This is a genomic window from Scandinavium sp. (assembly GCF_032012665.1).
GTDB lineage: Bacteria > Pseudomonadota > Gammaproteobacteria > Enterobacterales > Enterobacteriaceae > Scandinavium.
In genome coordinates this window covers 100,111-113,487 of record NZ_DALZVG010000002.1, presented here as the reverse complement: position 1 = coordinate 113,487, position 13,377 = coordinate 100,111, and the positions used below count along the sequence as shown (strand labels likewise).

Below are 13,377 nucleotides of genomic sequence, written 5' to 3'. Positions count from 1 at the left end.
AAAAGGAGCCAGCCGGAAAAATCCTACTTCAGGCGATATTCTCACGCCCCAGTTGTGCTACCCGGCACCGGATTTGCACAATTTTTACCCAATTGTTAATTGACCCTGCTGCCCCGCTGTGCCTTAATAGGCCCATCGCCCGAATCGGGCATTTTTAAAGGACCCTTCAGTGAGCCAGGCAACTCCTATGCGCAAACGACACCAGTTCAACAGCCGCATGACCCGGATCATTATTCTTATCAGCTTCCTCTTTTTCGTTGGCCGCTTCATCTATTCTTCTGTGGGCGCCTGGTATCACCACCAGGATAAAAAAGCCGCGCAGCAGTCAAGCCAGGTCACTGAGCCTCAGGTGCGTACCGGGCAAAACTAACCCTGCCAAACGCCTCTCATTGTCCGTTCCTGAATTTGCATCCTGCGGAAAAACCAAGCACGATGGTTTGAACCCGTAATGACATGCCAATACAGGGATCCGTATGAAGAACGTGCTCAACGCTTTTCTGCCGCTGTACACCACCACGCTACTGATGCTGCTCGGCTCCGGCCTGCTGACGACTTACATCTCGCTACGCCTCGCCCATGACGAGGTGAACGGGACGATCATCGGGGCGATCACCGCCGCAAACTATCTGGGGCTGGTGATTGGCGGCAAGGTCGGACACAACCTCATTGCCCGCGTCGGACATATTCGCGCTTACGTCTCCTGCGCAGGGATCATCACCGCCTCGGTCGTGGGCCACGGCCTCAGCGACTTTATTCCCTTATGGATTTTCCTGCGCCTGGTAATTGGCCTTTGCATGATGTGCCAGTACATGGTGCTGGAAAGCTGGCTCAACGATCGCGCGGAGCCGTCTCAGCGCGGCACCATTTTCGGCCTGTATATGGTGGCGACCTACCTTGGCCTGTGCGGCGGGCAGATTATCCTGATGGCGGCCGCCGGAACCAGCCCTTCGATGCTGCTGATCGTGGCACTTTGCTTCGCTCTTTGTCTGGTGCCAATTGCGCTTACCACCCGCACCACCGCCCAGCCAATGTCGCCAGCCCCGATGGAGCTGGGCTATTTCTTTAAAGCTATACCGAAGCTGCTGGCTGCAACGCTGGTAATGGGCATGGCCGCGGGCGCGTTTTATGGCCTCGCGCCGGTGTTTGCCATTTCAAAAGGGCTGACTACCCAACAGACAGGGCTCTTTATGGGCGTAACTATTTTCGCAGGGATGGTTTCACAATTCCCTTTGAGCTGGCTGTCTGACCGCTATGACCGTCAGCGCCTGCTGTTTTACACGGCGGTGCTTTTCGCGCTGGCGTCTTTGCCGCTCTCCGTCCTGCCGCATTTAAGCTTCTGGTGGCTACTGGGAATAGCCTTTGTCTCAAGCATGGCGATGTTTTCGCTTTATCCACTCGGCGTGGCCATTGCTAACGACTACGTTGATCCGCAGCGGCGCGTCTCGCTCACCGCCTGTCTGTTAATGGCATTCGGCATAGGTGCCTGCGTAGGTCCACTCGTCACCGGTGCGGTGATGCAGCCTTTCGGCGGAAACGTGCTCTATTTCTGCTTCACGCTTTGCGGGGTAACTATTGGGGCGATCAGCTGGATCAGAAAGCGTCAGCCCGAAATTATCGTCGATGCTCCCCTGCCTCACGTGGTCATGCCCGACAGCCTGACCTCCTCACCGCTGGCCGCTGTACTCAACCCGACGCTGGATGAAGAGGTCATTCAGGAAGTGATGGTGGATACCCCAAATGAAGCGCAGGAAGAGGAAGGCGAGAGCGCAGACAGGGTAGCCTGAACTTAGCCGTCAGGCGCAAAGGCGGCATTATTTAAAACTCCCCGACGACAATCCGGGGAGTGTTTCTATACAGGTTCAGGCTCATTCAGGCATAACCAACGAACTCTTAACCCCGGCGTAATCCGCCAGGCTAACGCCCGGCTTCGGCCATCCACTGCTCTGCATCCGCCCCTGCGGGAATACGTAACGGAGCAGAAGGATCGGTTGCCGCACGCCATACCGCTTCGGCAACGTCCACAGCGTGGGTCACAGGGCCACTCTCATCCTGCACGCTGGCGATAAACTGCTGGAACAGAGGCTCATAGTCCGGATTGTCTGTGCCATGCAGGTGCGAACGAGCGTTCGCGCTAAAGTTTGTTTCCGGCGAGCGACCGGGCAAAACGATATGTGCTCGCATGCCAAAGGGCGCTATTTCAACCGCCAGCGATTCAGTCAGGGCGTTTACGGCCGCCTTGCTGGCCCGGTAGACACCAACAATCGGCATCGTTTTGAGCGTGACCGTAGACGTCACGTTAATAATAACGCCGGCCCGGCGCTGCCGCATCTGAGGCACGACGGCCTGGATCATCGCCAGCGTCCCCACCGTATTGGTCTGAAACAGGGTCTGTACTGTCTCGGGGGCCGTAAGCTCAATTGGCGACGCCGCACCAAGCCCGGCGTTATTGACCAGAACATCTACGGGACCGGCGGCCTTCACGGCCTGCGCAATGCTGGCAGGATCGGTAACGTCGAGTCTGAGCAGACTCAGCCGATCCGAAACCGGAAGCATGCTCGCATCAGGCGTCCGCATCGTTGCAACCACCTGCCAGCCTTTTCTCAGAAAAAGGCGGGCGGTTTCCAGACCAAAGCCGGTTGAACAGCCGGTAATCATTACTGTAGGCATAATCGTCTCCACTAAAAATGAACGATTCCATAGTAGCGACGGCAATATGGACTGACTATAATCCATAGTCCCCTTTACTTTAGCCAAAGTCCTGAAATGATCACCACCGATCCGCTGGCGCAAATCGTCACTCTGCTGCAACCTGCCGCTCGTTTTTCAAAGCTGGTGGAGTGTGGCGGCACGTGGCGAACTCACCGGGAAGCCACCGGAGAACCCTTCTATTGCGCAATCCTTGAGGGAAGCTGCCGCATAAACTTCGGCGGAGTGCAGCAATTCGATCTCCACGCGGGTGATTTTGTACTTGCACCGGCAATGCGGGAGCTGATTAGTAGCAGCCCTGACGCTCCTGCGGAGATGCCCGCAACGCTGCCCGTACGGATCAGCGAAGGACACTTTCGCGTCGGATGCCAGCACGACCCGGTCGATGCGCGCATGGTCATCGGCCACTGCAGCTTCGCTGCGCCGGATGCCGCCCTGCTCGTTTCTCTTCTGCCGGAAGCGCTACTTGTACGTGACAGCCCCCGGCTTGCCACTCTGATACAGCTCATCGGCGAGGAGTCGCGCCAGCAACGGTCGGCAAAAGAGCTGGTACTGGAGCGACTGCTGGAAGTGCTGCTGATTGAAGCTCTCCGCTGCGGAACGGACACTGCAGCCGCGCCGGGTCTGCTCCGGGGCCTGAGCGATATTCGACTTGCGGCCGCGCTTCGCGCGCTTCATGAGCGTCCTGAACACCCGTGGACCGTTGCCGAACTGGCTTCAGCCGCTTCGCTGTCACGTTCGGCCTTTTTTGAGCGCTTCAGTCGTATTGTTGGACAAAGGCCAATGGAATATCTGCTGGCATGGCGCATGGCGCTGGCAAAACAGCTGCTGCGCACGCAGGAACCTGCCATTGAGCAGATTGCCGCCCAGGTGGGCTATGGCTCGGGAAGTAGCTTTAGCGTAGCGTTCACGCGATACGCGGGCTTGTCCCCTCGCCAGTATGCGCGCAAGACTGCCGCCAACACGCCGGAGCCATAGCCCGAAGAGCCTTAACGCAAGCAACGCTGTAGATAGCCACGCCCGCAGGGCATATTTTTCAGCACGCAATAAAAAAGCCCGCCGTCAGGCGAGCTTCAGGGTCTTAACGCAGCACTCTGGCGACGGGCTTATTCCCACTCAATCGTTGCTGGCGGCTTACCGCTGATGTCATACACCACGCGGGAAATACCGTTCACTTCGTTGATAATGCGGTTGGAGACGCGGCCCAGGAAGTCATATGGCAGATGCGCCCAGTGCGCAGTCATAAAGTCGATGGTTTCTACCGCACGCAGGGAAACAACCCAGTCGTACTTACGGCCATCGCCCATTACGCCCACGGAACGTACCGGCAGGAACACGGTGAACGCCTGGCTCACTTTGTTGTAAAGATCGGCTTTGTGCAGCTCTTCGATGAAGATAGCATCGGCACGGCGCAGCAGGTCGCAGTACTCTTTCTTCACTTCGCCCAGCACGCGCACGCCCAGACCTGGCCCCGGGAACGGATGACGATAGAGCATGTCGTACGGCAGGCCCAGCTCCAGACCAATTTTACGCACTTCGTCTTTGAACAGCTCACGCAGCGGCTCTACGAGGCCCATCTTCATCTCTTTCGGCAGGCCGCCCACGTTGTGGTGAGATTTGATGACGTGCGCTTTACCGGTTGCAGAAGCCGCCGACTCGATAACGTCCGGGTAGATGGTACCTTGAGCCAGCCACTTCACGTCTTCCAGCTTCAGTGCTTCTTCGTCGAAGACTTCCACGAACACGCGACCGATGATTTTGCGTTTGGCTTCAGGATCGTTTTCACCAGCCAGCGCATCCAGGAAGCGCTTTTCACCTTCAACGTGCACGATGTTCAGACCAAAGTGGTCGCCAAACATGTCCATTACCTGCTGAGCTTCGTTCAGGCGCAGCAGGCCGTTGTCGACAAACACGCAGGTCAGATTTTTGCCGATAGCGCGGTGCAGCAGCATCGCGGTAACGGAAGAATCTACGCCACCGGAAAGGCCGAGGATGACTTTGTCATCACCAACCTGCTCGCGAATACGTGCGACAGCGTCGTCGATAATCTTAGCGGGGGTCCACAGCGCTTCGCACTGGCAGATGTCGCGCACGAAGCGCTCCAGCATACGCAGGCCCTGGCGGGTGTGGGTCACTTCCGGATGGAACTGCACGCCGTAGAAGCGTTTTTCTTCATTCGCCATAATCGCGAACGGACAGGTTTCGGTGCTGGCAACGGTGACGAAATCAGCCGGAATAGCGGTGACTTTATCGCCGTGGCTCATCCATACGTCCAGCAGCGGTTTGCCTTCGGCGGTCAGGGAATCTTCGATACCGTGGATCAGCGCGCTGTCGTTCACAACTTCAACCTGCGCGTAACCAAACTCGCGCTCGTTGGAGGACTCAACGTGGCCGCCGAGCTGCATCGCCATAGTCTGCATACCATAGCAAACGCCGAACACCGGAACGCCTGCGTTAAATACGTACTCTGGCGCACGTGGGCTGTTGTCTTCAGTGGTGCTTTCCGGGCCGCCGGAGAGGATGATACCGCTCGGATTGAACTCACGAATTTGTGCTTCGGTAACGTCCCAGGCCCACAGTTCGCAGTAAACGCCGAGCTCACGTACGCGACGCGCTACCAGCTGAGTGTACTGAGAACCGAAATCGAGGATAAGAATGCGATGCTTATGAATGTTGTCGGTCATTGACGGTAATTCCAGGGCAAGTGAAACAAAATCAAAGCGCCCGGCATAAGCCGGGCGCGGAAACGATTAAGAACCCAGACGGTAGTTCGGGGATTCTTTAGTGATAGTCACGTCGTGAACGTGGCTCTCCTGAATGCCCGCGCCGCTGATGCGGACGAATTCAGCTTTGGTACGCAGCGCGTCGATGGTACCACAGCCGGTCAGGCCCATACAGGAGCGCAGGCCGCCCATCTGCTGGTGAATAATCTCTTTCAGACGGCCTTTATAGGCAACGCGACCTTCGATACCTTCCGGCACCAGTTTGTCAGCAGCGTTATCGGTCTGGAAGTAACGGTCAGAGGAGCCTTTGGACATCGCGCCCAGGGAACCCATACCGCGGTATGATTTGTAAGAACGGCCCTGGTAGAGTTCGATTTCACCCGGGGATTCTTCGGTACCAGCGAGCATAGAGCCAACCATAACGGCGGCAGCACCTGCGGCGATCGCTTTGGCAATGTCGCCAGAGAAGCGGATACCGCCGTCAGCGATAACCGGGATACCGGTACCTTCCAGCGCTTCAACCGCGTCAGATACAGCAGTGATCTGCGGCACGCCCACGCCGGTAACGATACGGGTAGTACAGATAGAGCCAGGACCGATACCCACTTTAACTGCGCTACAGCCTGCGTCAGCCAGCGCGCGAGCGCCTGCTCCAGTCGCCACGTTACCGCCGATGATCTGCAGGTCAGGGTATTTCGCACGGGTATCACGAATACGTTGCAGAACGCCTTCAGAGTGACCGTGAGAGGAGTCAATCAGCAGCACGTCCACGCCTGCCGCAACCAGCGCATCAACGCGCTCTTCGTTACCGGCACCGGCGCCTACTGCCGCACCGACGCGCAGACGCCCCTGCTCATCTTTACAGGCGTTAGGCTTACGTTCTGCTTTCTGGAAATCTTTTACGGTAATCATGCCGCGCAGGTGGAAGTTCGCATCCACAACCAGCGCTTTCTCAACGCGCTTTTCATGCATTTTAGCGAACACAACTTCACGGGTTTCGCCTTCACGCACGGTGACGAGGCGCTCTTTCGGCGTCATGTAAACGCTGACAGGCTGGTTCAGGTCGGTCACGAAGCGCACATCGCGACCGGTGATGATGCCGACCAGCTCGTTGCTTTCCGTCACAACCGGGTAACCGGCAAAGCCGTTACGTGCGGTCAGCTCTTTGACTTCAGCAAGCGTAGTCGTTGGCAGCACGGTCTGTGGGTCAGACACGACGCCGGATTCATGCTTCTTCACGCGGCGAACTTCTTCCGCCTGGCGCTCAATGGACATGTTCTTATGGATAAAGCCGATGCCGCCTTCCTGGGCCAGGGCGATGGCCAGACGCGCTTCAGTCACGGTGTCCATTGCCGCAGAGAGCATAGGAATGTTAAGACGAATGGACTTGGTCAGCTGAGTGCTGAGATCGGCAGTATTCGGCAAAACGGTGGAGTGAGCGGGAACGAGGAGGACGTCGTCAAACGTCAGGGCTTCTTTGGCGATACGTAGCATGGGCAATATCTCTACCTGGAGGTTAATAAATATTGCCGTGGCATTATACAGAGCGTAATCGGTTGCATCCACACTTTTTTGCAAATAATACTTGCGCTGGCCTCTGAGCAAGTTACTATCGACTGAATAACCTGCTGATTTAGAATTTGATCTCGCTCACATGTTACCCTCTCAATCCCCCTCAGTTTTTACCGTCAGCCGCCTGAATCAGACGGTGCGTCTGCTGCTTGAGCAGGAGATGGGGCAAGTGTGGATCAGCGGCGAAATCTCCAACTTTTCTCAGCCCTCCTCCGGCCACTGGTATTTTACGCTCAAAGACGACAACGCCCAGGTGCGCTGTGCGATGTTCCGCAACAGCAATCGTCGCGTGACGTTTCGCCCACAGCATGGCCAGCAGGTTTTGGTCCGCGCCAACATCACGCTGTATGAGCCGCGCGGCGACTACCAGATCATCGTCGAAAGCATGCAGCCTGCCGGCGAAGGGTTGCTGCAGCAAAAATACGATCAGCTGAAGGCAAAGCTGTCGGCCGAAGGGTTATTCGATCAGCAGTTCAAACAACATCTTCCCTCTCCTGCGCACCGTGTCGGTGTGATCACTTCAAAAACCGGAGCCGCGCTGCATGACGTTCTGCATGTGCTGAAACGCCGCGATCCATCGCTGCCGGTGGTGATTTATCCCACTTCTGTACAGGGTGAAGATGCGCCGGGACAGATTGTTCGCGCCATTGAGCTGGCAAATCAGAGGGAAGAGTGCGATGTGCTGATCGTTGGCCGCGGCGGCGGCTCGCTGGAAGATTTATGGAGCTTTAACGACGAGCGCGTGGCGCGGGCAATTTTCGCCAGCCGCATTCCGGTCGTCAGCGCCGTCGGCCATGAAACCGACGTAACCATTGCGGATTTCGTCGCCGATTTACGGGCACCAACGCCCTCCGCTGCCGCCGAAATGGTCAGCCGTAATCAGCTGGAATTATTGCGTCAGGTGCAATCGGCACAGCAGAGGCTGGAAATGGCGATGGATTACTTCATCGCGGGCCGTAATCGCCGCTTTAGCCTGCTGCATCATCGTCTGCAGCAACAGCATCCGCAGCTACGTCTGGCGCGCCAGCAAACCGTGCTCGACAGGCTGCGCCAGAGGATGAGCTTTGCCCTCGACAATCAGCTGAAGAAAACGTCTCAGCGCCAGCAACGGCTCACTCAGCGCCTGAACCAGCAAAATCCTCAGCCTCGTATTTATCGTGCGCAGACGCGTATTCAGCAGCTGGAATACCGGCTGGCGCAGACGCTTCGCACACAGTTAAGCACCACGCGCGAACGTTTTGGGAATGCGGTGACGCATCTGGAAGCGGTAAGTCCTCTCTCGACGCTAGCGCGCGGCTACAGCGTAACCACCGCAGCAGACGGCAAGCTGGTGAAGAAAACGAAACAGCTGACCGCCGGAGATAAACTCACGACCCGCCTGGAAGATGGTGTGGTGGAAAGCGAAGTGACAAAAGTGACTGCGGTGAAGAAAACGCGGGCGCGCAAAGCACCATAACGTTGCCGGGCGGCACTTCGTTTGCCCGGCCTACAAAAAATTCAGGATAGTTTCGTCGGCCCGGTAAGCGCAGTGTCGTAGGCCGGATAAGGCGCTAGCGCCGCATCCGGCAAAACGCACAACGGCTTAAACCAGCTTAAACTCCACGCGCTTTTTCGAAATCAGCCCATGGCCGTTCTGGCAGAAATAATCCACCGCGCCGCAGGCTTTCAGCACTTCTAACGGCTTATGGCATTCCGGGCAGAGTGCCTGCAGGGCGAAATCCTGCTGGCAGTATGCGCAGTGCCCCTGGCCGCTCTGCTGCTCCAGCGCGCCATGACAAACCGGACAATTCAGCGCCATTGTGACCTCCTGATAGTTTGCGATTATTTTACCACAACGGTTAATGCGGGCCGCGCAGTTGCTGCTGTAGCTGCAGCAGAGCTGTGACTTCAGCAATGCGCCGCTGAGTGAAGTGGCTAACCTGCTCGGGAGCACGCACAAACAGGCTGTTTTCACCCAGGATGCAGCGTGCCAGGCAACGCTCATAAACAGCGCCGTTAAGCGTCCAGCGATGAACGTTTTCACTTTGCAAGATTTCCAGTACTTCACCCGCACCGAGCCGATCCTGGCTCAAAACGGTACCGTCACGCAGATACAGGCGAATACCTTTTTGCCCGCCGGCGGGCCCGGCATATTTGTTCAGCCATATTTCCAGAGGAATGCCGCTAAGTTGCCCTCGCAGATGGGCGCTCCCTTCGGCAGTCGCAATGTCTCCTTTCGCAATCGGATGACCCAGGCGGTCTTTGGCCTCAACTAAAGTAAGCGCTAACTGATTATCTGCACCGAGTACTGCCAGCGTCTCATGCATCATCGCCAGCACATGAGTGCCAATATCGACTATAACGCCGTCCGGGTGTTTGAGCGTGCGCGTGTCCGGCTCGCCGGTGGCGAAATTCAGCGCAACGGGTTCGCCTTTATCGTTAAATCCGCTGGGCTCCAGTAAGTAGCCCTCGATTTTAACAATATCGGCAAGCGAGGCGATTAATGGTGAAACCAATGCAGCACCCGCTTCTGGCTGCCAGTCATTTTCAATTTCGCCACGCACAAGTTGTGCCACGCCGTCTCGCGCCATCCAGTGATCGAGTGCAAGAATACGCGTGGCATTTTCGGGCTCAGCCAGCAGCGCCTGAAGGTGAGCGAGCTGCTCCAGCGTCGCCGCGACAGGTTTCTCTACCACAATACGCGGCACCTCTGAGCGGAGCACCTGCTCCAGCACGGGCAAATGCCACAGGGAAGACGTTGTGATAAGCACCATTTCATGCTTCATTGCCAGTAACGCATCCAGCGATTCGCAGCGCTGAATCCCGTCCGGCGCGCGGGATACATCCACATCGAAACCGTAACAATGCTCAAGCGGTACGTTGAGCCGTTTTAGTGCAGGCAGGTATGCGGTTTCGATCACCGCCCCAAGACCAATAAATCCAAATTTCATCATCAACCCCGAAGACAAAAAAACCCGCCATAAGGCGGGTTAGTGCAGGTACCACGCCAGTACAGAACCGGCGATTACTTGCTTTTCTTGATGTGCTTGATCAGGCGCTTACGCTTACGCATCTGGTTTGGCGTCAGGGTGTTGCGCTTGTTCGCAAACGGGTTATCCCCTTCCTTGAACTGGATACGGATAGGCGTGCCCATCACGTCCAGGGATTTGCGGAAGTAGTTCATCAGGTAGCGCTTGTAGGAATCCGGCAGGTCTTTCACCTGGTTACCGTGAATCACCACAATCGGCGGGTTATAGCCACCGGCGTGCGCATACTTCAGCTTCACGCGACGACCGCGAACCAGCGGCGGCTGATGATCGTCCTGCGCCATATTCATGATGCGGGTTAACATCGCGGTGCTCTGACGTTTGGTAGAGCTGTCATACGCTTCGCGGACGGATTCGAACAGGTTGCCGACGCCGCTACCGTGCAGAGCAGAAATGAAGTGCACACGCGCAAAGTCGATAAAGCCCAGACGGAAATCGAGGGTCTCTTTAACCTGCTCTCTTACGTCGTTGCTCAGGCCATCCCATTTGTTGACCACGATCACCAGTGAGCGCCCACTATTGAGGATAAAGCCGAGCAGCGAGAGATCCTGATCGGAAATGCCTTCACGAGCATCAATAACCAGCATCACCACGTTAGCGTCTTCGATAGCCTGCAACGTTTTGATTACCGAGAATTTCTCAACGGTATCGGTGATTTTGCCGCGCTTGCGCACACCGGCGGTGTCGATGAGCACGTATTCGCGCTCATCGCGCTCCATCGGGATATAGATGCTGTCGCGCGTGGTGCCAGGCATGTCGTAGACCACGACGCGGTCTTCGCCAAGAATACGGTTAGTTAGCGTTGACTTACCCACGTTCGGACGGCCAACGATAGCCAGCTTAATCGGCAGATCCTGCGGATTGAAAGCCTCTTCGGGCTCCTCAGCTTCCTCGCCGTTTTCATTTGCTTCAAACTGCGCCCAGTACTCGGCGTCTTCGTCCACTTCTTCAGCGGGGGAGATTTCGTCCATGTACGGCAGCAGCGCGAGTTCCAGCAGGCTGGTCACACCGCGGCCATGAGAAGCGGCAATCGGATGAATATCGCCAAGGCCCAAAGACCAGAAGTCAGCCATCGCCTGATCCGGGTCGATACCGTCCGTTTTGTTAGCAACGAGGAAGGTGGCTTTATCACGCGAGCGCAGATGCTTAGCAATAGCCACATCCGCAGGCATCAGCCCGGCGCGCGCATCAACCATAAACAGCACCACGTCAGCTTCTTCAATCGCCAGCAGCGACTGTTCCGCCATACGCGTTTCCACGCCCTCTTCCGTGCCGTCGATACCGCCGGTATCGATACAGATAAACTCGCGGCCTTCCACTTCAGCACGACCGTACTTACGGTCACGAGTCAGACCCGGGAAATCCGCGACCAGCGCATCTCGCGTGCGCGTCAGACGGTTAAACAGCGTGGATTTTCCAACGTTAGGGCGCCCGACAAGCGCGACCACAGGTACCATGATAAATGCCTCTTAAAATCTAAAAACAGTAAAACGGCCCCTGCTTAGACAGGAGCCGTTTGCAATGCAGACTGCGAACAGACTTAACGCGTAATGGAGTACAGCGTACCGTCTTTCGCCTGAATCAGCAGTTGGCCTTCGGCCACCACAGGATCGGTCAGGAATCCGGAACTGTCCACTTTTTGCTGAGCAACGAAGCGGCCATCCTGCGGATTCATCCAGTGCATATACCCTTCGCTATCGCCAACGACCAGGCTACCATTGTACAGCACGGGCGAAGTCAGCAGACGGTGCAGCAGATCGCTCTGCGTCCACAGCGTCACGCCGCCATCGGTGCTTAACGCCAGCACGCGATCGTTCTGATCAACCAGATAGATACGGTTGCCGTCGACCACAAAATCGTTCACCGAGCCAAGTTCACGCTTCCACATGATCTGGCCGCTGCGCAGATCCAGCGCGGTCAGGTTGCCGTTGTACGCCAGGGCATACACGACGCCGTTAACAATCACCGGAGTGGTGTCAACGTCGCTCAGGCGATCGATTTCCGTCGGCCCGGTGGCCTGAGAAATACGCTGCTGCCAGATGAGCTGACCCTGCTGCATCAGCACGGCGTTCACGCGACCGTTGTCGCCGCCAACGATGGCTGCGCCAAACGCGGTTGCGGGTGCAGATTCACCGCGCAGAGAAAGCGCTGGCATATCGAGGTTAACGGTCCATTTGATGGCACCGTCGCTTTCGTTCAGCGCCTGCAGCTGACCGTTGCTGGTGTGAATCAATACCATGCCGTCGCTAACAACCGGGCGAGACAATGCTTCACCGGCAACGCGGGTCTGCCATGCCACGGTACCATCGCTGGTATTCAGGGCATAAACCTGCGCTTTTTCAGAGCCAACATAAACGTGGCCGCCGCTCACCGTCAGACCGCCGGACAGCAGCGCCGGAGCACGGGAGAACCAGCCATCTTTCTCTGCCAGATTGACAGACCAGACTTCTTTCCCGCTTTCCGCGTGCAGCGCCTTCACGGTGCCTTTACGGTCCGCTGCGTACACCACGCTATCGGCCATCGCCGGGTGCAGGTTGGAATAGAAATCACCAATACCGTCACCTACGGAAGTGCTCCAGGAGGTAGACGGGGTAAACTGATTTTCAACCGTTGGCAGCGGGGACATTTTGACAACGTCTTCTTCGCTGTTAAACAGTGAACAACCGCTCAATAACGTAACAGACAGCAGTCCTGGCAAAAGTAATTTACGCAATTGCATCGGGTCCCTCTCAGATGGACAAATTATTCATTTTCATGCGCATCATTTCGCTGAGCGCTGGTGAAGCATCACTTTTTACGCCTGCTTCCCAGGCGGCGCGAGCCCCTTGCTTATCGCCTTTGCTCAACAGGATCTCACCGCGCAAGTCGGCGACGATCGCTGTCCAGCCTTCCCCTTTGATACCTTCGAGGGTTTTCAGTGCGGCATCAGGCTGTTTCATTTGCAGCTGAACGCGGGCCAGACGCATGTTGATAACCGATTTCAGGTTGTCATCAGAGGCTGCCGCCAGGCCCAGCTGCAGCTGTTTTTCGGCTTTGTCGAGTTCGTTGGCATCAACAAACTGCTGAGCCAGCTCAAGTGCCGCAAAAGCGCCGTAGGCGTTCTTTTCATTGGCCGCGATTTTTTCTGCCGCAGCATAGGTTTCAGGCTTGCCTGCTTTCAGGCTGGTCACCGCATTTTGATAAGCCTGTGAGCTTTCACGCGAGGTGTCTTCCTGATGGGACGTCCAGTAGCGCCAGCCTACCAGCGCACCAATCCCAAGGATGACGCCGACCGCCAGCGCTTTGCCGTTTTCAGCAAAGAAACTTTTGAGTGCGTCGACCTGATCGTTTTCGTTACTGTAGACTTCCAC

General features: G+C 56.6%; 12 protein-coding genes. 4 read left to right on the top strand and 8 right to left on the bottom strand.

Features of this window, described 5'->3' with window-relative positions; translation table 11 throughout:
* Positions 1 to 187: 187 nt before the first annotated feature.
* Entirely contained in the window at positions 188 to 370 is a 183-nt protein-coding gene (locus RTU33_RS02445; RefSeq protein ID WP_409438217.1) for a YfgG family protein, read from the top strand.
* A 103-nt stretch (positions 371 to 473) separates the two neighbouring features.
* Complete coding sequence (locus RTU33_RS02440) at positions 474 to 1,784, top strand: MFS transporter (protein ID WP_312625046.1); 1,311 nt, start codon at positions 474 to 476, stop codon at positions 1,782 to 1,784.
* A 130-nt stretch (positions 1,785 to 1,914) separates the two neighbouring features.
* Here RTU33_RS02440 and RTU33_RS02435 read toward each other — a convergent pair whose 3' ends face one another.
* Positions 1,915 to 2,667, bottom strand: coding sequence for an SDR family oxidoreductase (locus RTU33_RS02435; protein WP_312625045.1), 753 nt, complete (start codon positions 2,665 to 2,667; stop codon positions 1,915 to 1,917).
* A 96-nt stretch (positions 2,668 to 2,763) separates the two neighbouring features.
* On the opposite strand from RTU33_RS02435, the gene RTU33_RS02430 reads away from it, so the two are divergent.
* Positions 2,764 to 3,684, top strand: a complete 921-nt coding sequence (locus RTU33_RS02430; RefSeq protein WP_312625044.1) for an AraC family transcriptional regulator — start codon at positions 2,764 to 2,766, stop codon at positions 3,682 to 3,684.
* 128 nt (positions 3,685 to 3,812) lie between these two features.
* Here the strand turns inward: RTU33_RS02430 and guaA are convergent, their stop codons facing one another.
* The gene (guaA, locus tag RTU33_RS02425; protein ID WP_312625043.1) at positions 3,813 to 5,390 is read right to left on the bottom strand and encodes a glutamine-hydrolyzing GMP synthase; all 1,578 of its coding nucleotides are present in this window, start codon (positions 5,388 to 5,390) and stop codon (positions 3,813 to 3,815) included.
* 66 nt (positions 5,391 to 5,456) lie between these two features.
* Complete coding sequence (gene guaB, locus RTU33_RS02420; RefSeq protein ID WP_312625042.1) at positions 5,457 to 6,923, bottom strand: IMP dehydrogenase; 1,467 nt, start codon at positions 6,921 to 6,923, stop codon at positions 5,457 to 5,459.
* Positions 6,924 to 7,083: 160 nt separating this feature from the next.
* Between guaB and xseA the strand changes: the two genes are divergently transcribed.
* Complete coding sequence (gene xseA, locus RTU33_RS02415; protein WP_312625041.1) at positions 7,084 to 8,457, top strand: exodeoxyribonuclease VII large subunit; 1,374 nt, start codon at positions 7,084 to 7,086, stop codon at positions 8,455 to 8,457.
* A 126-nt stretch (positions 8,458 to 8,583) separates the two neighbouring features.
* Here xseA and RTU33_RS02410 read toward each other — a convergent pair whose 3' ends face one another.
* The 5 genes from RTU33_RS02410 to RTU33_RS02390 form a co-directional block, all read right to left on the bottom strand.
* A complete protein-coding gene (locus tag RTU33_RS02410) occupies positions 8,584 to 8,799 on the bottom strand; it encodes a zinc ribbon domain-containing protein (RefSeq protein ID WP_312625039.1) in 216 nt (71 codons plus the stop codon).
* Positions 8,800 to 8,839: 40 nt separating this feature from the next.
* Positions 8,840 to 9,931 (bottom strand): Gfo/Idh/MocA family oxidoreductase, encoded by a 1,092-nt coding sequence (locus RTU33_RS02405; RefSeq protein ID WP_312625284.1) that lies wholly within the window; start codon positions 9,929 to 9,931, stop codon positions 8,840 to 8,842.
* A 74-nt stretch (positions 9,932 to 10,005) separates the two neighbouring features.
* Entirely contained in the window at positions 10,006 to 11,484 is a 1,479-nt protein-coding gene (gene der / locus RTU33_RS02400; RefSeq protein ID WP_312625037.1) for a ribosome biogenesis GTPase Der, read from the bottom strand.
* A gap of 83 nt (positions 11,485 to 11,567) precedes the next feature.
* On the bottom strand, positions 11,568 to 12,746 hold the full coding sequence (gene bamB / locus RTU33_RS02395) for an outer membrane protein assembly factor BamB (protein ID WP_312625035.1): 1,179 nt from the start codon (positions 12,744 to 12,746) through the stop codon (positions 11,568 to 11,570).
* Positions 12,747 to 12,756: 10 nt separating this feature from the next.
* On the bottom strand, positions 12,757 to 13,377 hold the full coding sequence (locus RTU33_RS02390) for a YfgM family protein (protein WP_312625034.1): 621 nt from the start codon (positions 13,375 to 13,377) through the stop codon (positions 12,757 to 12,759).